The organism is Chitinophagales bacterium (genome assembly GCA_017303835.1).
In the GTDB taxonomy this organism is placed as follows: domain Bacteria; phylum Bacteroidota; class Bacteroidia; order Chitinophagales; family Chitinophagaceae; genus JAFLBI01.
The window spans coordinates 1,180,734-1,204,345 of sequence record JAFLBI010000001.1 but is presented as its reverse complement, the minus strand read 5'-3'; the positions used below and the strand labels follow the sequence as shown (position 1 = coordinate 1,204,345).

General features: G+C 42.2%; 25 protein-coding genes and 2 tRNA genes. 24 read left to right on the top strand and 3 right to left on the bottom strand.

Annotated elements, in window-relative coordinates:
* Positions 1 to 340 precede the first annotated feature (340 nt).
* Positions 341 to 742: a hypothetical protein gene (locus J0L83_05500; GenBank protein MBN8664003.1), complete on the top strand. Its 402-nt coding sequence runs from the start codon at positions 341 to 343 to the stop codon at positions 740 to 742.
* Here J0L83_05500 and J0L83_05495 read toward each other — a convergent pair.
* Positions 739 to 1,443: a VIT1/CCC1 transporter family protein gene (locus J0L83_05495; protein MBN8664002.1), complete on the bottom strand. Its 705-nt coding sequence runs from the start codon at positions 1,441 to 1,443 to the stop codon at positions 739 to 741. The genes J0L83_05500 and J0L83_05495 overlap by 4 nt on opposite strands.
* 56 nt (positions 1,444 to 1,499) lie before the next feature.
* The gene (gene rocD / locus J0L83_05490; GenBank protein ID MBN8664001.1) at positions 1,500 to 2,729 is read right to left on the bottom strand and encodes an ornithine--oxo-acid transaminase; all 1,230 of its coding nucleotides are present in this window, start codon (positions 2,727 to 2,729) and stop codon (positions 1,500 to 1,502) included.
* A 166-nt stretch (positions 2,730 to 2,895) separates the two neighbouring features.
* Here rocD and J0L83_05485 point away from each other — a divergent pair, with 166 nt between their 5' ends.
* The 14 genes from J0L83_05485 (at position 2,896) to J0L83_05420 (ending at position 11,305) form a co-directional block, all read left to right on the top strand.
* Positions 2,896 to 3,402, top strand: coding sequence for a GNAT family N-acetyltransferase (locus tag J0L83_05485; GenBank protein ID MBN8664000.1), 507 nt, complete (start codon positions 2,896 to 2,898; stop codon positions 3,400 to 3,402).
* A gap of 9 nt (positions 3,403 to 3,411) precedes the next feature.
* Entirely contained in the window at positions 3,412 to 4,548 is a 1,137-nt protein-coding gene (locus J0L83_05480; GenBank protein MBN8663999.1) for a serine hydrolase, read from the top strand.
* An 18-nt stretch (positions 4,549 to 4,566) separates the two neighbouring features.
* Complete coding sequence (locus tag J0L83_05475) at positions 4,567 to 5,595, top strand: glycosyltransferase family 2 protein (protein MBN8663998.1); 1,029 nt, start codon at positions 4,567 to 4,569, stop codon at positions 5,593 to 5,595.
* A 41-nt stretch (positions 5,596 to 5,636) separates the two neighbouring features.
* Entirely contained in the window at positions 5,637 to 5,840 is a 204-nt protein-coding gene (locus J0L83_05470) for a hypothetical protein (GenBank protein MBN8663997.1), read from the top strand.
* A 76-nt stretch (positions 5,841 to 5,916) separates the two neighbouring features.
* Positions 5,917 to 5,989 (top strand) — tRNA-Gly (locus tag J0L83_05465).
* A 78-nt stretch (positions 5,990 to 6,067) separates the two neighbouring features.
* Positions 6,068 to 6,153, top strand: a tRNA-Leu gene (locus J0L83_05460).
* Between the two features lie 84 nt (positions 6,154 to 6,237).
* The gene (locus J0L83_05455) at positions 6,238 to 7,086 is read left to right on the top strand and encodes an AraC family transcriptional regulator (GenBank protein MBN8663996.1); all 849 of its coding nucleotides are present in this window, start codon (positions 6,238 to 6,240) and stop codon (positions 7,084 to 7,086) included.
* An 87-nt stretch (positions 7,087 to 7,173) separates the two neighbouring features.
* Positions 7,174 to 7,626 carry a hypothetical protein gene (locus J0L83_05450; protein MBN8663995.1) on the top strand — a complete coding sequence of 151 codons (453 nt, stop codon included), beginning with the start codon at positions 7,174 to 7,176 and terminating at the stop codon, positions 7,624 to 7,626.
* A gap of 1 nt (position 7,627) precedes the next feature.
* Entirely contained in the window at positions 7,628 to 8,080 is a 453-nt protein-coding gene (locus J0L83_05445; protein MBN8663994.1) for a YHS domain protein, read from the top strand.
* Between the two features lie 10 nt (positions 8,081 to 8,090).
* Positions 8,091 to 8,489 (top strand): DoxX family protein, encoded by a 399-nt coding sequence (locus tag J0L83_05440; protein ID MBN8663993.1) that lies wholly within the window; start codon positions 8,091 to 8,093, stop codon positions 8,487 to 8,489.
* 5 nt (positions 8,490 to 8,494) lie between these two features.
* Positions 8,495 to 8,980, top strand: a complete 486-nt coding sequence (locus J0L83_05435) for a hypothetical protein (GenBank protein ID MBN8663992.1) — start codon at positions 8,495 to 8,497, stop codon at positions 8,978 to 8,980.
* Positions 8,968 to 9,693 (top strand): NRDE family protein, encoded by a 726-nt coding sequence (locus tag J0L83_05430; protein ID MBN8663991.1) that lies wholly within the window; start codon positions 8,968 to 8,970, stop codon positions 9,691 to 9,693. Before J0L83_05435 ends, J0L83_05430 begins: the two co-directional genes overlap by 13 nt.
* Positions 9,694 to 10,085: 392 nt before the next feature.
* The gene (locus tag J0L83_05425) at positions 10,086 to 10,742 is read left to right on the top strand and encodes a hypothetical protein (GenBank protein MBN8663990.1); all 657 of its coding nucleotides are present in this window, start codon (positions 10,086 to 10,088) and stop codon (positions 10,740 to 10,742) included.
* Positions 10,739 to 11,305 carry a hypothetical protein gene (locus J0L83_05420; protein ID MBN8663989.1) on the top strand — a complete coding sequence of 189 codons (567 nt, stop codon included), beginning with the start codon at positions 10,739 to 10,741 and terminating at the stop codon, positions 11,303 to 11,305. Before J0L83_05425 ends, J0L83_05420 begins: the two co-directional genes overlap by 4 nt.
* A 3-nt stretch (positions 11,306 to 11,308) precedes the next feature.
* Here J0L83_05420 and J0L83_05415 read toward each other — a convergent pair whose 3' ends face one another.
* Positions 11,309 to 12,862 carry a hypothetical protein gene (locus tag J0L83_05415; GenBank protein MBN8663988.1) on the bottom strand — a complete coding sequence of 518 codons (1,554 nt, stop codon included), beginning with the start codon at positions 12,860 to 12,862 and terminating at the stop codon, positions 11,309 to 11,311.
* Positions 12,863 to 13,062: 200 nt separating this feature from the next.
* Here J0L83_05415 and J0L83_05410 point away from each other — a divergent pair, with 200 nt between their 5' ends.
* The 9 genes from J0L83_05410 (at position 13,063) to ilvC (ending at position 23,611) form a co-directional block, all read left to right on the top strand.
* A complete protein-coding gene (locus tag J0L83_05410) occupies positions 13,063 to 14,232 on the top strand; it encodes a 2-isopropylmalate synthase (GenBank protein ID MBN8663987.1) in 1,170 nt (389 codons plus the stop codon).
* Positions 14,233 to 14,236: 4 nt separating this feature from the next.
* Complete coding sequence (gene leuC / locus J0L83_05405) at positions 14,237 to 15,631, top strand: 3-isopropylmalate dehydratase large subunit (GenBank protein MBN8663986.1); 1,395 nt, start codon at positions 14,237 to 14,239, stop codon at positions 15,629 to 15,631.
* A gap of 1 nt (position 15,632) precedes the next feature.
* Positions 15,633 to 16,244, top strand: coding sequence for a 3-isopropylmalate dehydratase small subunit (gene leuD, locus J0L83_05400; GenBank protein MBN8663985.1), 612 nt, complete (start codon positions 15,633 to 15,635; stop codon positions 16,242 to 16,244).
* The gene (leuB, locus tag J0L83_05395; protein MBN8663984.1) at positions 16,244 to 17,359 is read left to right on the top strand and encodes a 3-isopropylmalate dehydrogenase; all 1,116 of its coding nucleotides are present in this window, start codon (positions 16,244 to 16,246) and stop codon (positions 17,357 to 17,359) included. The genes leuD and leuB overlap by 1 nt, the downstream gene beginning before the upstream one ends.
* Positions 17,360 to 17,603: 244 nt before the next feature.
* Positions 17,604 to 18,494 carry a branched-chain amino acid transaminase gene (locus J0L83_05390; protein ID MBN8663983.1) on the top strand — a complete coding sequence of 297 codons (891 nt, stop codon included), beginning with the start codon at positions 17,604 to 17,606 and terminating at the stop codon, positions 18,492 to 18,494.
* Positions 18,491 to 20,173, top strand: a complete 1,683-nt coding sequence (gene ilvD / locus J0L83_05385) for a dihydroxy-acid dehydratase (protein ID MBN8663982.1) — start codon at positions 18,491 to 18,493, stop codon at positions 20,171 to 20,173. The genes J0L83_05390 and ilvD overlap by 4 nt, the downstream gene beginning before the upstream one ends.
* Positions 20,174 to 20,190: 17 nt before the next feature.
* Positions 20,191 to 21,915, top strand: a complete 1,725-nt coding sequence (ilvB, locus tag J0L83_05380) for a biosynthetic-type acetolactate synthase large subunit (protein ID MBN8663981.1) — start codon at positions 20,191 to 20,193, stop codon at positions 21,913 to 21,915.
* 4 nt (positions 21,916 to 21,919) lie between these two features.
* The gene (ilvN, locus tag J0L83_05375) at positions 21,920 to 22,480 is read left to right on the top strand and encodes an acetolactate synthase small subunit (protein ID MBN8663980.1); all 561 of its coding nucleotides are present in this window, start codon (positions 21,920 to 21,922) and stop codon (positions 22,478 to 22,480) included.
* A 75-nt stretch (positions 22,481 to 22,555) separates the two neighbouring features.
* Positions 22,556 to 23,611 (top strand): ketol-acid reductoisomerase, encoded by a 1,056-nt coding sequence (gene ilvC, locus J0L83_05370; protein ID MBN8663979.1) that lies wholly within the window; start codon positions 22,556 to 22,558, stop codon positions 23,609 to 23,611.
* Position 23,612 lies beyond the last annotated feature (1 nt).

Genomic DNA, 23,612 nt, shown 5'->3' with positions numbered 1-23,612 from the left:
GGTTTTAAATAAGATGGCAAAAGTCCATCAAGAAAAAAAGCGAATCGATAAGATCCGCCTTTTCCAGTCTGTAATTCAGACAGTTTGTTTAGTTCTGAATTTAGTGAGTAAAATTAGAAGTTTGTTCTTCTAAAATCACTAATGGAAGCGGGTGTTACGAGCACCCGTTTTCCTTTTCGCTGTAAATATAGAAAGATGAGAACTCTTACAAAAACTAATTTTAGTTGCCTTTCTTTAAGTTGTCAATAAGTAAGTGTAAATTTTGGATAATTATTTGCTTTTCATCTTATTATGTATCAATATTTGCATTCAGGGTTGGGCATAGATAATATAAAGATTCATGAAACATTCACAAACCATCGGAATACTGGCTTTCCTGGCATTGGTAGCAGTTTGCTTCATGCCTTGGACTTATATCGCCAGCAGAGAACTCACCATTACCGGATTTTTTGCAGAAGGCACCCGCTTTGGTAAGCCGGGCTTATTGCACATGATATTCGGCGGCATTATGTTGCTCTTCTTCCTGATTCCTAAGGTTTGGGCTAAGCGTGTGAATGTCTTCATCGGCATTTTTAATTTCTCTTGGTCTATCAGAAACTATTTGTTGCTTACTACCTGCTTGGCTGGTGAGTGCCCCGAAAAGAAATTGGGAATCTATTTAGTTGTAGCCCTTTCCTTCACCATGATGATCATGGGCTTTCTACCCAAGATGGAATTGCCAGCTAAGAAAGTGGTTGATTAAAAAGATTCAATCAATCTGGCAATACCAAAAGCTGCACCTGCAGCCATCGCACCAATCATCATGACTTTCAATCCGCCGGATAATGGTGGCACACCTGTAATCTTACTTTTGAAATAGCCGAATACAAAGAGGCATATCAATGTAATGATTACTGATATTTCCAGTGCTTCAATACTATCGCTGATAAAGAAGTAGGGACAAAGTGGTACTAGTCCACCCAATACATAACTCACACCAATATTGAAAGCGCTATTGCGTGCTCGCTTGGGATCAGGCTTCTCTAAACCCAGTTCATAGCGCATCATAAAATCAACCCAACGGTCTCTGTCTTTAATGATCTCCGTGGTGGCTTTCTCTTGTACTTCTGTGCTGAGACCCAACTCAGCAAACACTTTGCGCACTTCTTCAATTTCTACTTCTCTTTTGTGGTCGATCTCCCAGTATTCTTTTTTCAATTCACTGTTGTAATGGTCTTGTTCTGTTTTACCAGCGAGATAGCCACCTAGTCCCATGGCGATAGAGCCTGCTGCGATTTCGGCCACACCTGCAATCACAATCACTGCAGTAGAATCTACTGCACCACTTAAACCTGCTGCCAATGCAAAAGGAACAGTCAGTCCATCACTCATACCAATCACAATATCCTTTAATAGATCTGAGCTTTGCAGATGTTCTTCGTGGTGCAAGTGTATATCTGTCATAAGGGTTGATTATATACTTAAAGATAAAACCCATACACTTGGTATGGGTTTGTATATCAGAGTTTGTGTACACAATGTGCAATAATGTGCACACATTCTTCTATCTGCGCTGCATTGATCAACAATGGTGGCGCAAACCGAATCTTATCGCCATGTGTTGGTTTAGCTAATAAACCTTCTTCTTTCAGACTTAAGCAAAGATCCCAAGCCGCATCTTTATTTGGATGATCAATCACAATCGCGTTCAGCAAACCTTTGCCGCGAACTGTTTTGATATAGGGGCTATCAATCTTGCTCAGTAAATCGCGCAGGAGCACACCCATATTGGCTGCATTTTCAACCATGTGTTCATCTTTCAACACTTGCAAAGCAGTTGTAGCAACAGCACAAGCAAGTGGGTTACCGCCATAAGTGCTGCCATGTTCGCCTGGTTTGATATTCATCATCACCACATCATCAGCGAGTACTGCGGAAACTGGTAGGGTGCCTCCGCTCAAAGCTTTACCGAGGATCAAAATATCCGGACGAACATTTTCATGATCGCAGGCTAACATTCTACCTGTTCTAGCTAAACCGGTCTGAATTTCATCAGCAATGAATAAAACATTGTATTGATCGCATAGAGCACGAACACCTTGCAGGTAACCAGCATCGGGCACTACCACACCAGCTTCACCTTGAATCGGTTCTACCATGAAAGCAGCAACATCCGGATTTTGCAAGGCTTTTTCCAAATCAGCGAGATCATTGTAATTCACTAAATCAAAGCCCGGCATGAAGGGGCCAAACTTTGAGTAGCTACTTGGATCAGTAGAGGAGGAGATAGCTGCCAATGTGCGTCCCCAGAAATTATTTCGTGCAAAAACAATACGAGCTTTATTTTCTGCCACACCTTTTTGTGTGTAAGCCCAGCGTCTCGCCAGCTTGATCGCTGTTTCACCACCTTCTACGCCGGTATTCATAGGCAATACTTTATCATACCCAAAATATTGGGTGATGTATTGTTCGTACTCACCCAGCATATTGTTATAGAAAGCGCGTGAAGTAAGCGTGAGCTTTTGTGCCTGTTGTGTTAATGCAGCAATAATGCGTGGATGACAATGGCCTTGGTTAACTGCTGAGTAACCGCTTAAGAAATCGTAATAGCGTTTTCCTTCTACATCCCAGAGAAAAACACCTTCGCCTTTTTCCAGTACTACTGGTAGAGGATGATAATTATGGGCACCATATTGTGCTTCCAAATCAAGATAGTAGGCAGTCTTTGCAGACAGCGTATGCGTAGTCATAAAAGTTGGTGTAACGATGAAACAAATAAATAGGCAATATTGGCCGGTAATTGTACCGGCAGATCAGCTTAGCGTGTGGGGTGATCGAGAAAATCTAGATTGAGGCCTAAGAATTGCATGTTGTTTCTTTCGCCTGCAAGATAGTTTTTTTCAGCAACTTTGAATCATGAACCCTTTGATTAGAAAGGCAGAGGCTAGTGATCTTTCAGCCTTGGTGCAGTTGATGCGCAACACTTTTGAAGCAACCTATGCTTATGCCAATACTGCAGAGGATATGCAGGACTATTTGGATACCCATTTTCGTACAGAAATCATCGCTCAGGAATTGAATACTGATTTTCCTTGTTTTGTCTTGGAGACAGAAACCGGATTAGTGGGTTATCTGATGATGGGGCCTTCTGAATTGGAAACACCTTTTGAAGGAGCAGTTGAACTCAAACGCATTTATCTTGCTCATGCTGCGAAAGGAAAGGGCTGGGGTAAAGCCCTCTTGCAGCAAGGAATTGATTGGGCAAGCAGTAATGGTTACAAAGGTATTTCTTTATGTGTATGGCAGCAGAATACAGCTGCTATTGCTTTTTATCAGTCGCAGGGATTTCAGGTGGTTGAAGAAAGAAAGTTTATCTTAGGCAAAGACGTGCAGGACGATTTCGGCATGTTGCTTAAATTCTAACGAACGCATATGAAAACAATATTGCTCAGAGTGTTTCAGGTTGTTTTAGCCCTGATGTTATTGATTGCTGTGTATGCAGTGGCATCCGGCAAAACCTATTTGTTCAAAGCAGTCATCTACAATTTTGCCGGTATTGATGATTACCAAAAGTTCAGTAATGATACAGTAACTGTAGCTGCAGCAAAACCTTGGGCTGAGGGAACTACGATCAAAGATTATCCTGATTCCTTGAATCAATTGCTGGAGAAGATTCAGACGGTTGCATTGTTAGTGATTAAGAAGGATAGTGTTGTGTTAGAGAAATATTGGGATGGCTATAGTGATAGTTCTTTATCGGGTTCTTTTTCCATGGCGAAGAGTGTAACCAGCTTATTGATTGGTGCAGCCATCAAGGACGGATTGATTGGTTCCATTAATGATCCGGTAGGAAAATATGTACCAGAATTTAATGAAGGCAAGAAAGCAGCTGTGCGTATAGTAGACGTATTAACCATGAGCAGTGGAACTGATTTTGATGAATCGTATTGGAACCCCTTATCTGTAACTGCAGAACTATATTACGGTACAGATGTACGCAAAACAGCTACTGGCGTAAACATGACGCATGAGCCGGGTACTTTGCATCGGTACAAATCAGGCGATACACAGCTATTGGGATTGATTGTAGAAAAAGCAACGGGTAAATCATTGGCGGCATATGCTGCGGAAAAATTATGGCAGCCCTTGGGCGCAGAGCACCCGGCTTTGTGGAGCTATGATCATCCTGGTGGAGCAGTGAAAGCTTATTGTTGTTTCAATTCAAATGCGCGCGATTTTGCCCGCATTGGCAAATTGATGTTGGATAGTGGTAAGATCAATGGCGTTCCAGTGATTGATAGCAGCTATTTTGTTAACTCCATCAAAGCTTGTGGTATCAAGGATGATAGAGGTGAAGCATGTGACTATTATGGCTATCAGTGGTGGTTAGATCCCCTGCATCCCGGAGTATTTTATGCACGCGGTATTTTGGGGCAGTTTATCATTGTAATACCGGCTAAGCAAATGATTATTGTTCGTCTTGGACACAAGACATCACCTCGAGAGGAGCGCATACGTACCGTACCTAAAGAAGTTCGCTATTTGGTAGATTGGGGTGTACAGCATTGATGCCTTATTTTCGTGCCCATGTCAGCACCCACCGTAGCGGTAGTGATTCTCAATTACAATGGTAAGCAGCATCTGGAAAGATTTCTGCCTTCCGTGCTGGCAACAGATTATCCCAATATGCACTTGGTGGTAGCTGATAATGCATCTACCGACGATTCTGTAGCTTTTCTGCAGGCGAAGTATCCGCAACTAGATCTACGTCGCTATCATAGTAATGAAGGTTTTGCAGGGGGCTATAACCGTGTTTTAAAGGAATTGGACACGGACTATTATGTATTGCTCAACTCGGATGTAGAAGTGGATAAGCATTGGCTGGCGCCGATGATTGATTTATTGGAAGCAGATTCTACATTGGCTGCTTGTCAGCCAAAGCTATTAGCCTACCATGATAAAACAGCTTTTGAATATGCCGGAGCCGCAGGTGGATGGTTGGATCCATTGGGTTATCCATTCTCGCGGGGCCGTGTGTTCGATGTCTGCGAGACTGATCAGGGGCAATATGATACTAATGCGTCTATTTTTTGGGCTTCGGGTGCTGCTTTGTGCATCAGGGCTGCTTGTTATCATCAGGTAGGTGGGTTGGATGCCAGTTTTTTTGCGCATCAAGAAGAAATTGATCTCTGTTGGCGCTTGCAACTGGCCGGTTATCAGCTCAAAGCTTGTCCGGCAGCTGTGGTCTATCACGTAGGCGGAGGTACTTTGCCTCGTGGCGGCCGCAAAGTATTCCTGAATTTCCGCAACAACTTAGTGATGTTGATGAAAAACCTGCCATTTGGCGAAATGATTTGGAAAATACCTGTACGGCTGGGTTTGGATGCTATTTCTGCCTGGAAGGGTTTATTACAAGGCGATGTGTATTTTTTTGCAGCTATTTTCAGGGCGCATCTGGCATTTTTTAGTCGTATCGTAACGGGTAAGATTCGTTATACAAGCATAACAAAACCAATGCATTCACTAGCCGGAGTGGCCCATACTTCGGTGGTTTGGCAATATTTTGTGAAAGGCAAGCGCTACTTTCATGAAATTGTGCAGAAACCTTTGCGCTAATTACTGCTGCCCCCTTATTTTTGCAACGCAATTCCAAAACCATGTCAAACGAAATCAACGAGATTAAGAGCAAAGATTTCACCCACAATTGGGTAAACTCCTCCAGATTTTTATTTTATCTGCAGGTGTTCTGTATTATGGCTTTTGTGCTGGGCGGATGTTATCGTCTGTACAATCAGCGTTATAAGGGCACGCCCAAGGTAGAAGTACAGGAGAGCAGCAAGTACGAACCTAAATACAAGTAAAAAAACTTGCATAAAAATTTTGTTGAGAACGCTGGTTGTCTATTTTTGCACTCCCAATTTAGTTCTTAACAAACAAGCGGAAGTAGCTCATTTGGTAGAGCACAACCTTGCCAAGGTTGGGGTGGCCGGTTCGAGCCCGGTCTTCCGCTCTGAAAGTCCCGACCCACGTCGGGATTTTTTTTCGGTAGCAACGATTTCCGACATTTGGAGTCGCTAATACTGGGTTCGCCCTGGTGGTGGAATTGGTAGACACGCAGGACTTAAAATCCTGTTCGCCGAAAAGCGAGTGCGGGTTCAAGTCCCGCCTGGGGCACAAACCCTCTGCAACAAGCGGAGGGTTTTTTATTACATAAAGTTTTTCCAAGCATCGCATTGAATTCAGTATTTTACTGTCAGGATGCAATACAGTTTTACAATACCGGATGAGCAAGCACATCTGGTGATGCTAATACAAGAAGCAGGTTTTTCTCAAGTCCGTTTCGGTCCGGTTAAGGGGCCGGATTATTATACCATTGTATGGAATCCCGGTCCTGAACAAGTGGTGGTGATTGATGAAATTGCTTATCCTTTTCATGCCAATACGATATTGCCGTTGATGCTGAGTCAGACTTTTCGTTTTGAACAACCGGCAAATTTGATTGCTTGGCAGTTTAACAGAGAGTTTTATTGTGTGGTAAACCATGATGCCGAAGTGGGTTGCGTTGGGTTACTCTTTTACGGACCTTCTCCAACTATGTTCGTTCAATTGGATGAAGCCAATATTGGCAAAATGAAAATGATGCAGGAGTTGTTTGAAGAGGAGTTTAATTCAGATGCTGCAATCAAGGCAACCATGTTACGAAATCATTTGGTAAGGTTAATTGTATTAATAACAAGAATTGCCAAGCAACAATACCTGCCTACCAATATTCCGGATGATCAAGGCTATGCAACTGTTAGGCATTTTCATCTACTTGTAGAAAAGCATTTTAAAACTGCACACCGCATCAGTTTTTATGCTGAGCAATTATATAAATCGCCCAAAACCATTTCTAATCTTTTTGCTTTGTATAGTGAGCTTACGCCACAACAAGTCATTCATAACAGAATCATTGCTGAAGCCAAACGATTGTTGATGTATACGGATTGGTCTGTAAAAGAGATTGCTGGCACTTTGGGTTTTGAGGATGCAGCACATTTCAGTAGGTTCTTCTCCAATCAAACCGGACTTACAGCTACGGAGTTTCGAAAGTCTACAGCAGGCTGATTACGGGAAGAAAATACAATTCATCAGGAAGTCTACACATTTTTAAGCAAGCGTATCTGCTTCACTTTTGCTGCATAAACTTATTCTATGCAACAAAGACTATTTATTATCACGTTTATATGTCTGGGTTTCTTTTCAGTGCAGGCGCAACAAGGAACCAGCTGGTTTGCATCCAATGGGGTAGCTATCAGAGGGTATGATCCTGTGGCTTATTTTAAAGATGCCAAACCAGTAAAAGGAGATAGCACGTATCAATTTCAGTGGCAAGGAATCAATTGGTGGTTTAGTCAGCAAGCTTATTTGGATAGCTTCAAACTAGATCCGGCACATTATGCGCCTCAGTATGGAGGCTATTGTGCTTACGGTGCCAGTGAGTCACATCTTTCACCAACAGCTCCCGAAGCCTGGACAATTGTTGATGATAAACTCTACCTCAATTACAGCCCTAAAGTAAAATCTTTCTGGACTAAGGATATTCCTGGAAGAATTACAGCTGCCAATGCATATTGGTTAACACTTCAAACACCTAAAAAACAATAACATGTATAAGTTGATGCTCTTTTCAGTCTTCTTTAGTTGCTCAGTATTTGCAGTTGCACAACAGCGTACTAAGGGCTTTAATTTGGACAAAGGTGTGGCCATTCAGGGCTACGATCCTGTAGCCTATTTCGTTCAAGGTAAAGCCATCAAAGGCAGTGCAGCTTTTGCTGTGAATGCGGAAGGTGTTACCTATTATCTGTCTAGCAAGACAAATAAAGACTTGTTCCTAAAAAATTACAAAGCTTATGAACCTCAGTATGGTGGCTGGTGTGCTTATGCCATGGGTGCTACAGGGGAGAAGGTTGAAGTAGATCCGGGAACATTCAAGGTGTTGGATGGTAAGTTGTACCTGTTTTATCACACATGGGTCAACAACACTTTAACAAAATGGAATAAGGATGAACAGCGATTGAAACAGGCAGCTGATAAGAATTGGATAAAGCTCTTACAATAAAATACACCTTATGTCAAAGAAAATAATCAGTTGGATATTCAGTGTACTTGCAGCATTGATTTTATTGCAAACACTTTTTTTCAAATTTTCTGCAAGCCCAGAGTCTGTAGCCATTTTTTCTCATTTAGGCGTTGAGCCATGGGGCAGGGTACTGACAGGTATACTTGAATTAATTGCATCAATCTTGTTATTAGTGCCTAAAACAAGGCCATTTGGTGCGATTACTGCTGTTGGGTTGATGGCAGGTGCTTTGGGTGCACATATTTTCGTGATTGGGATTGAGTCACAAGGTGATGGAGGTTATCTTTTCTTTCTCGCAATCACTGTATTTATTGCTGCTCTGATTGTTCTGATTATTCATCGGTTGCAATTGCAGGAATTAATAGCCAGATTATCTTCAAAAAAGTAAACGGTATGCAAGCTTTGCAATCGAATATCGCTGCGCAGTTGAATAAACTGATGTCGGTTATCACATTACTGCCTAAGGATGTATATAGCCGTAAAAGTAAATACCTGGGTGAGAGCAGTATTGGTGCCCATGTACGTCATATCATAGAGCTAATCAATTGTGTTGAAAACGGGTATGCTGAAGGCCTTGTCGATTATCAAAACAGGGTCCGTGATCTAAGGCTTGAAACAGATGCCCAGCTTGCTCTTGAGCAGATAGTCATGATTCTTGAGGCACCGGTGAAATCGGATAAAATTATCTATGTGTATGAAACACCCGGAAGCCAAGTTACTTCAACCTATTTCAGGGAATTACTGTATCAAGTAGAGCATGCCATTCATCACATGGCATTAATTCATGTAGCACTTCGAGAGTTTCAGATACGTATTGATGATAAAAGTTTTGGTTTTGCTTATTCAACAATTGCCTATCAACAACAATGTGCACAGTAATCTACTTGCCCGGAAAAGATGATCAGCCAAAGTTTATTTCTATCAGAGATGAGCATGCGGCCAGACCCATTGCGCAAATGCCTGTAATCATTCATGGGAGTGATATTGATATACTTGCACCAATTGATCCCTTGGGTGGTGGCAGTTGGATTGGCGCGAATCGTTTTCTGGATATCGTTGTCTTGTTCAATGGGGCTTTTCAAAAACATCCTCCCGGCAGTAATTATCGGATGAGCAGAGGCCTTATCGTTAACCATTTGCTTGAAACAGGTATCCCTTTAGTAGAATGGACCTATTTGCCCCTTGAAGGTATTGAACCTTTTTCTTTGTTGGTGTTTACTGATGCACAATTATATCGACTTACTTGGGATGGAACTCAAAAACATCATGAACTGCTAAATAAGCAATTACCACATTTTTTCTCGTCTGTTACTTTGTACGATGCTAGCGCTACTGCACAAAGAACCATCCTATTTCAGCAGTGGTATGATCAATTGATCAAAGATCCCAATACACCAATTGAAGCACTGTATACATCCACCCAGGACACCCATAATGGGTTTCTGATTAAGCGGGAGAATGGTATGCAATCACAAAGTATCTCAGTGATTCAATATCAAGATCAGTCGGTATCTTTCAAGTACCATGATTTGGTCAATCAACAGATGCATACGGCACAAATAGATTTAATCAGCTGCTTATCTTGTATGTAATGATTGTGCGCAAACATTTTTTTCGTAGAAAAGGGATACAGTTAAAGCATTGGGAATATTGGCCAACATGGCTAATCTATCTGCCTGCATCATTCTATTATCTATACCTCTGTTTGAAGGCAAAAAGCTTTCATTTCTATTCTGCCGCTAATCCGTCTATTGAAACAGGGGGAATGTTTTTTGAATCTAAGTGGTCCATTTATGAGCAAATACCCGCTCAATATATTCCCACAACCCTATTGGTTAAGCCCAATACACCCTTTGACAAGCTCATAGAATCCATGCAAGAAAAAGGTATTGTTTTTCCCTGTATTGTAAAACCCGATCGGGGTGAAAAAGGTTGGTTGGTATCGGTGATACCTCATCAAGAGGCATTACAGCATTTTTTAAAGATGCATCCGGTTGATATGTTGGTACAGGAAAAAGTTGATCTTCCGCTTGAGTTTGGTGTTTTTTATTACAAGCGCCCAGGCCAGCAAAAAGGAGTGGTTACTTCAATTGTTGAAAAGCAACCTTTGACGGTAATGGGGGATGGGGTTTCCAGCATTAGTGAACTTATTGATCTTGATGATCGTGCTTTTCTGGTTAAAGAACAGTTGATCAAAGCAAATTTGTTTAATCCCATTGAAGTTCTGATAAAAGGAAAGAAAATGGTATTGATGCCTTTCGGTAATCATATCCGAGGTGCAAAGTTTATTAATAGGCAGGATTTAATTACCGAAGGTGTTGCTGCATTTTTCGACGCCCTTAGTGCTTCAATACCTGATTTCTATTTTGGCAGAATGGATGTCAAATGTTCGAGCCCAGATAGTCTGCTTACCGGTGAAGGGTTGAGCATTATTGAGTTGAATGGGGCAGGAGCTATGCCCGGACATATTCTGGATCCGAACTTTTCTTATTTCAAAGCACAAGCGGTAATTTGTAGCCACATGCGATGGATGTATCAAATTGCGGTTGATAATCATCGAAAAGGGATAGCTTATATGAGCTGGAAGCAATACCTGCAAACAAAATTGGCAGAAAGAAAGTATAAACAAAATGCAGGATGAGCTATTGCTTGATTTTCCTAATTAGTGCATGGGGCTACCTTTCGCCAGGTATCATCAACACTACCGTGCTTGCTGAAGCAGGTTTTGTTCGGTCAAAAGCTTTGCTTAGACTTATACTCACTGCTGCTTTGTTCGAGGGAATGTATTTCTTCTTGATTCAGCTTCTTTTGAAGCAGGTATTCTTGATTGATTTGGTGCAATATGCAACTGTTTGCGCTGCAATTTTGATTATTGGAATGGGTATCTGGACAATCAAAGATGCTATCAGGCAAACAACGCATCATGCGTCTGCTTCTTTAAAGCGTGCTTATTTTGTCATTTTTTTACACCCGCAGCAATTTCCATTTTGGTTGAGCTGGTTGACTGTTTTGAATAAATATGGAATCAAAGAAATTCAAATATTTCCAGGGGTTTTAGCCGCAGCATTGGGTTGTTCTACTATGCTTGCAGTGTATAGCTTGGTTGGTAAAAAACTATCCAACTTTTTTGCAGTTTATCCAAAGCAAATATGGATAGGCATCGGCTGCCTATATTGTATACTTGGTTTGGTATTACTCTATTAGTGATTACTTGCCCTTCTTTTTAGTCAAGTCAAACTTTTTCTTGATAATCTCCTGCACCGGCTTCCCCTGCATTTTGCTCTCCAGCCAGGAAAGTATATCCAAATACATGAATGATCTTGTCTCGAGTGCACTGCCCTGTAGTTTGCTCAAGCGTTGATGCAATTTGGCAAACTGCGGAACAATCTTCACAGGGGTAGAGGCAAAGCTACTGCGTAGGAATTGAAAAATGGCTTCCTCCACCACAGTTAAACTTTCCATCTTGGCCATGAAACGGTACACGGATTTAATCAAGTGTTCCAGGATATCATAATTACCCAATTCATAGTGTGCAATCAAATGCAGTAAGCGTGCATAGCATTGCAGGTCAGAACGGAGGTCTGTTTTCCAGTGAATGATTTTTTGCAGATAGCTGATAGCAGTTGCATTATCGCCTGCACCAAAATGCAGACAAGCAATTTTATAATAGAAAACCAATACCCGATGTAGATCTAGTTTAGATGCGTATGCTTCCAGCTCAGCTTCCAATGGCGCAATCTGCACCACACCTTTACTGAAACTGCCTTCCATGAAATGCTGGTTAATGCGTGCTGTAAACAAATGCACAAAAGCCTGTACTTGATTATTTTCCTGTTGGACGCAAATCGGCGAAGTATAAAACTTTTGCAGTTTACTTAATTCCAAAGCATGCTTTTGATGGTTACGCAACATGAAGTGTGCGTTCAGTAAATTGTGCATGCCTTTTAGGTAGTACAATGTTTCAATGGATTGCATCACAGGTTCTTCCTCAAACAAATCTACCCAGCGTTGGCAGTATTTATAGTATTGCAGCAGGTCTTGAAGAATGAATGCATACCAACAATAAGCCTGATACAAATACATGCGTTCATAAAATCCTCTTTGCTGATCTGCATGCTTGGGTAATTGTTGCGTAAAGAATGTTTTGAGCGATTGTTCTTCCTGCTTGTTACGGGCATGCCCATGATTGATATACCAACCATACAATTGCAAAGCTAGATTAGAAAGTTTGCCAATCATCACCAATCGGTCGTCTAGTTCCTCTACTTCTTTACTCAATAACTCAGCCCTGTTCTTGAAACTTCTGGTGATATACAATGATTCAATCTTCTTTTCAAATATGAGCGCCTGTAACCAGAAGGTAACCTGATGATGATCTTTGCTGCTCTCCTTGATTTTCTCCAAGACTTTCAGACTCTGCATATAGAGCCCTTTGTTGAAGAGGATTCGTGCATGGTCCATTTGCTCGTGAAGCTGAATATCAATATTGCCCTCATCTTTCAAAAGTCGGAGACTATTCAGGATCTGCTTGTATAAATGCGCTTTGATATTGGATAGCTGTTGCTTTTTGATCGACTTGGTATGCTTCAACAATTTGGCTTCATCATACTCCTCCAACTTGTCCATTGCATCAAATAATTGCACCATTTTCAAGTCGGCCCCTGCTGCATTTCGCTTAGCGTATAGCTTGAAATTGCGCTTTTCCGCCTTATCAAGCGATTTAATCAGCTGAAATAACTGGTCTGTTGGTCTGTTGGGCATCGTAATTCAATATAGTTTAAATCCTTACTGGCATTGCATTTCCGGCTTTCTTGTTTGGGTTGCACAACGTAATTCCTATGCGGTTTTGGTTTGATGCAGCCCTTAGAGAAAGATACTTTCGGTTCTAAGCAGGCAGCTTAGCTCATTTGGCAGGCAATTCAAATGTAAGCTGTCTGCTTTTTTATCGCCAATATTTTTATATGCAGGAAAGTCGCATTTTCATTTTTGATACCACCCTCCGCGATGGAGAACAGGTGCCAGGTTGCAAGCTCAATACAAAAGAGAAACTGGAACTGGCTTTGGTATTGGAAGATTTGGGTGTTGATGTGATAGAAGCAGGGTTCCCGATTTCTTCACCGGGTGATTTTGAATCGGTAAGAGAAATCGCAACACATATACAAGAAGCTACAGTTTGTGCGCTTAGTCGTGCTGTAGAGAAAGACATTGAAGCTGCCGCAGCTGCATTGCGTTATGCCAAGCGTCCACGCATACATACAGGCATTGGCACTTCAGATTTTCATATTAAGGGCAAGTTTAATTCTACCCAAGCAGATATTCTGGCAAGAGCTGTGCAATGTGTGCGCTGGGCCAGAAACTATACGGATGATGTGGAGTTCTATGCAGAAGATGCAGGTAGAACAGATAATGCATACCTCGCAAGGGTTGTAGAAGCTGTGATTGCAGCAGGTGCTACCGTAATAAATATTCCGGATACCACAGGCTATTGTTTGCCGCATCAGTATGGAGAGAAGATTGCATACTTGATGAACAAGGTGCCCAATATTGATAAAGCCATTCTTTCTTGTCATTGTCATAATGATTTGGGTTTGGCAACTGCCAATGCTGTTGCAGGTGTGATGAATGGTGCAAGACAGGTAGAATGTACCATTAACGGTATTGGTGAACGTGCAGGTAACACCTCATTGGAAGAAGTGGTGATGGTTTTGCGCCAGCACAAACAAATGGGTTATTACACAGGGGTACAGCCAGCTAAGTTAAATCCAGTAAGCAGACGCGTATCAGATACCATGCGCATGCCTGTGCAACCGAATAAAGCCATCGTTGGTGCCAATGCATTTGCACATTCATCTGGTATTCATCAGGACGGATTCTTAAAGAGCGCAGAAACGTATGAAATCATTAGTCCGGAAGAAGTTGGTGCAGACAGTTCCAAGATTGTTTTGACTGCACGTAGCGGTAGATCTGCATTGGCCTATCGCTTCCAAAAATTGGGCTATCAGTTTAATAGAAATGATATAGACACTTTATACGAGCAGTTCCTACATATCGCTGACCAACAGAAGGAAGTAATGGATTCGGATCTACAATCATTGGCCATGCATTATCAGGAAGTAATAGCAGTAGCATAACTCTATGGGAAAAACATTATTCGATAAGATTTGGGAAAAGCACGTTGTGAAACAAATCAGCGGAGGTCCCGCTGTTTTATACATAGACCGACATTTTATCCATGAAGTAACCAGTCCGCAGGCTTTTGACGGTCTTCGTCAAAGAAAACTACCTGTGTTTCGCCCCCAACAGGTAGTGGCCACTGCGGACCATAATGTACCAACACTTAATCAACACCTGCCCATTCAAGAAGCAATGTCGCGTCAGCAAGTAGCTGCATTGGTGCAGAACTGTGCTGATTTTGGTATTGAATTGTATGGCTTAGGGCATCCATATCAGGGTATTGTACACGTGATTGGTCCAGAGTTGGGGATTACGCAGCCAGGCATGACTATTGTCTGTGGCGATAGTCATACCTCTACACACGGTGCTTTCGGAACCATTGCTTTTGGTATTGGTACCAGTGAAGTAGAGATGGTGCTTGCAACACAATGCTTGATGCAGAGCAGACCAAAACTCATGCGCATCAATGTAGATGGTCATCTGCAAAAAGGTGTAACTGCTAAAGACATCATCCTGCACATTATTGCCAAGATCTCTGCCAGTGGTGCAACAGGCTATTTTGTAGAGTATGCAGGTAGTACTATTCGTAGTTTGAGTATGGAAGGCAGAATGACTATCTGCAATATGAGTATTGAAATGGGTGCCAGAGGCGGTTTGATTGCACCTGATCAAATTACTTTTGATTATTTACGCAATAAACCATATGTGCCTGCAAATTTTGATGCAGCTGTTGCAGAATGGTCTAAGTTATATAGCGATGCTGACGCAAATTTTGATCTAGAGTTGGATATTGACGCAGCCAGCATAGAGCCCATGATCACTTATGGTACCAATCCTGGAATGGGTATTGGTGTGAAGCAAATGATTCCTCAGGCAGAAGTGCTGACTGAGCAAGAGAAACAATCGTACAAGAAAGCTTTGCAATACATGGGCTTGCAGGAAGGACAGCCGATTGCAGGACAAAAAATTGATTATGTCTTTATCGGCAGTTGTACCAATGCACGTATTGAAGATTTGCGTGCAGTAGCAGCTTTAGTAAAAGGCAAGCAAAAAGCACCAGATGTAGAAGTGTGGATTGTACCTGGTTCACAGCAAGTAGCTGCACAAGCTAAGGCTGAAGGGCTGGATCAAGTATTAGAAGCAGCAGGTTTTCAATTGAGACAAGCAGGCTGTTCGGCGTGTTTGGGTATGAATGAAGACAAGATACCTGCAGGCAAATACTGTATAGCAACTTCTAATAGAAATTTTGAAGGACGCCAAGGTCCGAATGCAAGAACTATGCTGGCTAGTCCGCTTACCGCAGCTGCAGCAGCATTAACAGGCGTAGTAACAGATGTAAGAGAATTATTGAATTAAGATGCGTACCAAAATACAAGTAATATCATCCACTGCAGTGCCATTACCCATTGAGCACATTGATACTGATCAGATCATTCCTGCGCGTTTTCTGAAAGCAACCAGTAGAGAAGGCTTTGGTAAAAATCTGTTTCGCGATTGGCGCTACAGTAATGACGATGAAGCTCAGCCCAACAAGGATTTTGTGTTGAATGATGCAAAATTCAGCGGCAGAATTCTGTTGGCAGGAAAAAACTTTGGCTGCGGTAGTAGCAGGGAGCATGCGGCTTGGGCGATTAAAGATTATGGCTTCGATGTAGTCGTAAGCAGTTTTTTCGCTGATATCTTTCGAAACAATGCACTGAATAATTTTTTATTGCCTGTTCAGGTAACGGAAGAAACGCTGGCAATGCTGATGCAGCTTATATTGCATCATCCATCCACTGAAATAACAGTAGATCTGCCTGCGCAATCCATCAAAACTGCTGATGGTAAAGTGAATAGCGGTTTTGATATCAGCCCGTATAAAAAAATCTGCTTGCTCAACGGCTATGATGATATTGATTATTTGTTGAGTATGCGCGATGCCATTACTGCTTTTGAACAGTCAACTCATAAAACTTTTACTGCCTGATGGAAAAAAAGATAACAGTGATTAACGGAGATGGTATTGGTCCGGAAGTAACGGCCCAGGCTGTGCGTGTACTGGATACCATAGCCAAGGAATATGGTCATGTATTTGAATATGATTATCAGTTAATGGGTGCTTCAGCAATCGATACAACAGGCAATCCCTTACCTGAATCAACCATTGCCAGTTGTTTAGAAGCAGATGCTGTACTGTTTGGGGCTATCGGTCATCCTAAATATGACAATGACCCCAATGCTAAAGTGCGTCCTGAACAAGGGTTGCTGAAGCTTCGCAAAGTGCTGCAATTGTATGCGAATATCCGTCCGGTAACTACCTATGCTTCTTTGCACCATCTTTCTCCTTTGAAAGTAAAGCAGTTGCAGGGTGTTGATTTTGTGATCTACAGAGAGTTGACAGGTGGTATTTATTTTGGAAATAAAGTCTTGAGTGAAGATGGCTTGCAGGCGAGTGATGATTGTGTGTATCAGGTGCATGAGATAGAGCGTATTGCCAAACTGGCTTTTGAACACGCCATGCAGCGCAGAAAGAAACTAACATTGGTTGATAAGGCGAATGTGTTAGAGACTTCACGTTTGTGGAGAAGGGTAGTGCAGCAAATGGCCACAAGTTATCCTGAAGTTGTCGTCGATTATCTCTTTGTAGACAATGCAGCCATGCAGTTGATTCTGAACCCCGCACAGTTTGATGTAATCCTTACGGAGAACATGTTTGGTGATATTATTAGTGATGAGGCAAGTGTGTTGACTGGCTCGCTGGGTTTATTGCCTTCAGCTTCCATCGGAGTGAAAAACGCTTTGTTTGAGCCGATCCATGGTTCTTATCCGCAAGCGGCGGGTAAGGATATTGCCAATCCGCTTGGTTCTATTCTTTCTGCAGCGATGCTGCTCGATTATTTCGGACTAAACACAGAAGCGGAAGCGGTAAGAGAAGCTTGCAGTTGGACATTGGAGCATCGCTTTGTTACAAAAGATATTGATTCTATGAATTTTTATTTCACATCCACCATTGGTGAGATGGTGTGTGATCGAATTGAAAATCAGGCTGCTGAAGCCATTAATCAGCACAATATTGAGCTTAGAAAATCAACGATTATCTAGGATCAATAAAAATTAGTTCTTTGTATTCACCAATGAGGTGGTTATATTTGTTTCACTCGTCACAGACATGATGAACAACAGGACATATACTATTGCAACAATTATATCAGTAATCATTATTGCTGTCATTATTATTCCTGTGCTCCATGGAGGTGGCCAAGTCTTGTAAAAAGTAACGTACTTGAAACATAGCAAACCCGCCTCCACAGAGGCGGGTTTTTTGTTTTGGACAAAATTGAATGATATGTATTACAATGAGCAGACAGTGTTGTTTTTTGATGGTCAGTATGTAAAGGCAGCAGATGCCAAGACGGATCTGTACAGCCAGTCTATGCATTATGGCTATGCTATTTTTGAAGGTATCCGTGCATATGAAACCGTTGCAGGCGAAGTAGCTATTTTCAAAGCTGAAGCACACTATCAACGTATGAAGGACAGTGCAGATGCTGTGGGTATTCCCTTCGCATACACGGTTGAAGAATTGATCAATATTTCTTATGAGGTATTGTCACGCAACGGATTGAAGAATGCCTATTTACGGCCTTTGCTGTTTTGTCCGCCCAATATGAGTCTGCAAAAAGCCAAAGCTTCACATTTAATGATTGGCGCATGGGAGTGGGGTGCTTATCTGGGTGAGCAATTACTGCGTGTGATGACTTCATCTTTTCAAAGACCTAACCCCAAGGCATTCAAAGTGCATGCAAAGGTTTCGGGGCATTATGTAAACTCTATCATGGCCTGTCAGGAAGCAAAAGACCATGGTTACGATGAAGCCTTGCTATTAGATGCAAATGGTTTTGTAGCAGAAGGACCAGGTGCTAATGTATTCTTCGAAAAAGACGGACAATTGTTTACACCGGCTTTAGGTAATATTCTGCCAGGCATTACAAGAGCCACTGTCATTGAGCTGGCTAATGAATTAGGCATTCCTGTTGTGGAAACTGCATGTACGCCAGAAGCATTAAAACAAGCTGATAGCGCATTCTTCTGTGGCACAGCTGCGGAAGTGATTGGATGGAAATCAATAGATGAATATGTGTTTCCTAGGCCTTGGCATCAATCCATTGGGTATCAGTTACAAAAAGCATATAAGGATTTGGTGCTCGAAAAACAGTCTAATACAGTACAAGCATGAGTCAGGAATTGAATAAATACAGTAAAACTATTACACAGGATCCTACACAGCCGGCTGCACAAGCAATGCTGTATGGAATCGGCTTAACAGAAGCTGATTTGGCCAAGGCGCAAGTTGGTATTGTGAGTATGGGTTATGATGGGAACACTTGTAACATGCACTTGAATGATCTGGCTAAGCTAGTCAAGCAGGGTGTATGGAGTAATGATTTGGTCGGACTCATTTTCAACACCATCGGTGTGAGTGATGGTATCAGCAATGGTACTGATGGTATGCGCTATTCCCTAATCAGCAGAGATGTGATTGCGGATTCTATTGAAGCTGTTTGTGGTGCACAATACTATGATGGATTGATTGCTTTGCCGGGCTGCGATAAGAATATGCCAGGCTCTATCATCGCGATGGGTAGATTGAACCGTCCTGCCATCATGGTATATGGCGGTACTATTGCGCCAGGGCATTATAACGGACAAGAACTCAATATCGTCTCTGCTTTTGAAGCATTGGGACAAAAAATCGCTGGCCAGCTTAGTGAAGCAGATTTCAAAGGCATTGTACAACATGCTTGCCCAGGCGCAGGTGCTTGTGGTGGTATGTACACAGCCAATACGATGGCTGCTGCTATTGAAGCTTTGGGTATGAGTTTGCCTTATTCTTCCTCTAACCCTGCATTGAGTGAAGCAAAGCAAGCAGAGTGTCTGGCAGCAGGAAGAGCAATGAGGTATTTACTGGAAAAAGATATTAAGCCAAGTGATATCATGACGAGGGCTGCATTTGATAATGCGATAACTGTCATCATGGTATTGGGGGGCTCCACCAATGCAGTATTGCACCTGATTGCAATGGCACACAGTGTGGGTATTGCATTAACTCAGGATGATGTACAAGCAATTAGTAATAAAGTGCCTGTTTTAGCAGATTTCAAGCCTAGCGGTAAATACCTGATGCAGGATTTACACCAGCATGGTGGATTACCTTCGGTGATGAAATATCTCTTGGAAAAGGGTTTGCTGAATGGTGATTGTTTAACTGTAACAGGAAAGACGCTCGCAGAAAATCTAGCATCTATTCCTTCGCTAGATTTTCAGCAGCAGCAAATAGTAAAGCCGTTGGAAACACCTATCAAAGCAACGGGTCATTTACAGATACTTTATGGAAACCTTGCTGAAGGTGGAAGCGTTGCAAAAATTAGTGGTAAAGAGGGAGTGCGTTTTGTTGGGCCTGCGCGCGTATTTGATGGGGAGCACGCATTGATTGATGGCATTGCCAGCGGTAGAGTGAAAGCTGGTGATGTGGTGGTGATTCGCTATGTTGGTCCGAAAGGTGGTCCGGGTATGCCGGAGATGTTGAAGCCTACATCAGCGATTATTGGTGCAGGTTTGGGTAAATCGGTTGCCTTGATTACAGATGGTCGATTTAGTGGCGGTACCCATGGATTTGTCGTTGGTCATATCACACCTGAAGCATATGATGGCGGCGTGCTTGCTTTGGTGAAAGATGATGATGTCATAGAATTGGATGCAGTACAAAATACCATTACACTGAAAGTGGATGATGCAGTCATTCAATCACGCAGAGCAGCTTGGAAGCAACCCGCCTTGAAAGCAAGTAAAGGACTCTTATATAAATATGCCAAAACTGTTGCCAGTGCAGCAGAAGGTTGTATAACTGATCAATAAATTATCAATCAGCTAATATGGAAGCGATATTGGAGCAAGAAAAATCTGTACAAGTCACGGTGAGTGGTTCAGTGGCTTTATTAGAGTCGCTGATTGCGGAAAATGTGCAAACCATTTTTGGTTATCCCGGTGGTGCTATCATGCCTATTTATGATGCATTGTATGATTACAATGAGCAACTGACACATATACTCGTCAGACATGAGCAGGGCGCGATTCATGCTGCACAAGGTTTTGCACGTGCTTCTGGAAAAACTGGTGTAGTCTTTGCTACCAGTGGACCAGGTGCTACCAATTTGGTAACTGGTTTGGCTGATGCCATGATTGATAGCACGCCGGTTGTGTGTATTACCGGACAGGTATTTTCTCATTTATTGGGTACGGATGCATTTCAGGAAACGGATGTGATTAACATTACTGCACCTGTAACAAAGTGGAATTATCAAGTAACCAATCCGGAAGAGATTCCAGCTGTACTAGCTAAAGCTTTTTATATTGCTTCCAGTGGTAGACCGGGACCAGTTCTGGTAGATATCACCAAAGATGCACAGCTCAAGACTTTTGAATGGCAAGGATACACCAAGTGTGAGCATATAAGAAGTTATCGCCCAAAGCCACATGTACGTGTAGAGTTTATTGATGCAGCTGCAGCGCTGATCAATTCTGCTAAGAAGCCTTTTGTGATTTTTGGACAGGGTGTAATTCTGGGCAAGGCAGAAGCCGAGTTCAAAGCATTTATTGAAAAAGGTGGTTTCCCTGCTGCTTGGACTATTATGGGTATGAGTGCATTGCCAACCGATCATCCTTTGGGTGTTGGGATGTTGGGTATGCATGGCAATTATGCGCCTAATGTACTTACGAATGAATGCGATGTATTGATTGCAGTAGGAATGCGCTTTGATGATCGTGTTACCGGAAGATTAGATCGTTATGCAAAGCAGGCGAAGATTATTCATTTAGATATCGATCCTGCAGAGATTGATAAGATGGTCCCCACAACAGTACCTGTGTGGGGCGATTGTAAGGAGACTCTGCCATTGTTGACTGAGCGTTTACAAAAGCATGACCACAGCGATTGGTTGGCGAAGTTTCATGAACTCGCGTTAAAAGAACATGAAGTAGTGATAGAGCAGGAGCTCTTTCCTGAATCTGGTCAGCTTACCATGGGCGAGGTCATTAGAACAGTTAATGAAATTACCAATGGTGAAGCGATAATTGTGACCGATGTAGGCCAGCACCAAATGGTGGCTTGTAGGTATGCTAAATATCAGCAATCAAAAAGTAATATCACTTCTGGTGGTTTGGGTACGATGGGGTTTGCATTACCTGCTGCAATTGGCGCCAAGCTGGGTGCACCTGAAAGAGAGGTGATTGCTGTTATTGGCGATGGTGGTGTACAAATGACTATTCAAGAATTGGGTACCATCATGCAAAGTAAAGTGCCTGTGAAAATACTCATCCTCAATAACCAATTTCTAGGCATGGTGCGTCAGTGGCAACAACTCTTTCATGATAAGCGATACTCTTTTGTCAATATTGAATCACCCGATTTTGTACAGGTAGCCAAAGGATATTATATCGATGGACAAAAAGTAGCTGAGCGAGCGTCACTTCGAGCTGCATTAGAAACTATGTTGGCGCATCAGGATGCATACTTGCTGGAAGTAATGGTAGGTAAGGAGAATAATGTGTTTCCGATGGTGCCACAGGGTTGTGGTGTAGCTGAAATCAGGTTAAAATAAACGTATGGAAAAGCAAGAATATACAATCACGGTGTATACGGAGAATCATGTGGGTCTGCTCAGCAGAATCGCTATCATTTTCAGTAGACGAAAGATCAATATTGAGAGTTTGAATACTTCTCCATCGGAAGTGGATGGCATTCACCGTTTCACGATTGTCATTTTTGAAACTGAAGTCAATGTAAAAAAGCTTGTTCGTCAAATTGAAAAGCAGGTAGAAGTATTAAAAGCCTATTACAATACACCTGATGAAATTGTGTGGCAGGAATTGGCTTTGTATAAAGTTTCTACGGATGAAATTGCAGAGAAGGTGAAAGTTGAACGCTTACTCAGAGAATATGGTGCAAGAGCTGTTGTCATTCGTAAAGACTATACAGTTTTTGAAACTACTGGTCATAGAGAGGAAACGGATAAGCTAATCGAAGTACTTGAACCTTTTGGCTTAATTGAATTTGTTAGATCTGCGCGTGTAGCCATCATCAAAGCCAGCAGGGGCTTTCATGAAAAACTCCGTGAGTTTGAAGCCATTCACCCTGCAGCAGATTCTTTAACTATAGAACTCTAACCTCAATTCTATCATTCAATCATCCTATCATTCACTCATTCTATCATTGATTCACTCAACCATTAAAACAACTATATGGCAACATTGAATTTCGGCGGTGTACAAGAAAACGTTGTAACAAGAGAAGAATTTCCACTGGCAAAAGCACAGCAAGTATTAAAAGATGATGTAGTTGCAGTGATTGGCTATGGCGTACAGGGTCCTGGTCAGGCGCTCAATCAAAAGGAAAATGGCATCAACGTGATCGTTGGTCAGCGTAAAAACTCTGCCAGCTGGGATAAAGCAGTGCGCGACGGTTTTGTACCCGGCGAAACGCTATTTGATATTGAAGAGGCATTGCAGCGCGGTACGATTATTTGTTATTTGTTGAGCGATGCTGCGCAGATACAGTTATGGCCAACTGTGCAAAAGCACTTGACAGCAGGTAAAGCCTTGTATTTCTCACATGGCTTTGGTGTTACCTTTAATGAGCAGACAGGTATTATACCCCCTAAAGATGTGGATGTATTTCTCGTTGCACCCAAGGGCTCCGGTACTTCGCTGCGTAGAATGTTTTTGCAGGGTAGGGGCTTGAACAGTAGTTATGCAATTTATCAGGATGCAACAGGTAAAGCGTTTGATCGAGTGATTGCATTGGGTATTGCCATTGGTAGTGGCTATTTGTTTGAAACAGATTTTCGTAAAGAAGTCTATAGCGATTTAACAGGTGAGCGTGGTACTTTGATGGGTGCTATTCAAGGCATTTTTGCAGCGCAGTACCAGGTTTTGCGCGATCGTGGACATTCACCTTCTGAAGCATTCAACGAAACGGTGGAAGAACTGACACAGTCTTTGATGCCATTGGTTGCTGAAAATGGAATGGATTGGATGTATGCCAACTGTTCTACTACTGCACAACGTGGCGCTTTGGATTGGTGGAAGAAATTTAAGGATGCTACTTTACCTGTCTTTAATGAATTATATGATAGTGTAGCAGCTGGTAAAGAATCCCAACGTTCTATTGATTCTAACAGTCAGCCTGATTATAGAGAAAAGTTAGAAGTTGAATTAGCAGAACTACGCAATAGTGAAATGTGGCAGGCCGGTAAAACGGTAAGAAGCCTGCGTCCTGAGAATCAAGAACCCAAGTAGT